Annotated in this window: 1 protein-coding gene; it reads right to left on the bottom strand. The window is 76.5% G+C overall.

From position 1 onward, the window contains the following. On the bottom strand, positions 1-852 hold an 852-nt coding region (locus FV230_RS28790; protein WP_246695056.1), incomplete at both ends, for an amidase family protein.

Raw genomic sequence — 852 nt, 5'->3', positions numbered from 1 at the left:
GCCGGGCGCCGAGCGGCGCGAGCAGCCCGTCGCGGCCGCGGGGGGCCAGCAGCGTCACCCCCGCGGGGAACGTGTCGGCCCGGAAGCGCCCGGGCACGGCAAGCGCGCACCAGTCGAGCAGGTTGACGAAGTTGGTGTAGGTGCCGAGCTCGCTGTTCGGCCCGATCGGGTCGGCGGCGAGGTCCGCCACCGTGCGCGGCCGCGGATAGGTCGGCACCGCGAGCACGTCGACCGCGTCCCAGACCGCGTCGGCCGCCCGCCGCAGCTCGGCGAGGCGATAGAGCCCGCCGAAGGCGTCGGCCGCCGAGAAGTGCTTGGCGTTCTCGATCACGGCCCGCGTCGTCGGATGCAGGATCTCGGGCCGCGTCTCGATCACGGCGCGGATCGCCTGGTAGCGCTCGGCCACCCACGGGCCGGTGTAGAGCAGGCGCGCGGTCGCGAACATCGGCGCGAAGTCGACCGGGCGGCCGGCGCCGACGAGGGCTTCGAGGTCGGCGAGGCTCGCGGCGAAGGCCGCCTCGGACAGGGCGTCGCCGGCGAAGTCCAGCCCCTGCGCATCCGGCACGCCGAGGCGCAGGCCGGGCGGGACCGCGGACGCGGCGGGCAAGGGCAGGCTCCGCGAGAACGCGTCGGCGGGATCGTAGCCGGCCATGGCGCGGAAGGCGGCGTCGGCGTCGGCCACGGTGCCGGCGAAGACCGAGAGCGTGTCGAGCGTCCGGCAGGCCGGGACCATGCCGCGGGCCGAGACGCTGCCGAGCGAGGGCTTCAAGCCGACGACGTTGTTCAGCCCGGCCGGCACGCGGCCCGAGCCCGCCGTGTGGGTGCCGAGCGCGAAGGCGACGAGGCCGCGGG

It is taken from the genome of Methylobacterium sp. WL6 (assembly GCF_008040095.1).
Lineage (GTDB): Bacteria > Pseudomonadota > Alphaproteobacteria > Rhizobiales > Beijerinckiaceae > Methylobacterium.
This window is presented reverse-complemented; position numbering and strand designations above follow the sequence as displayed.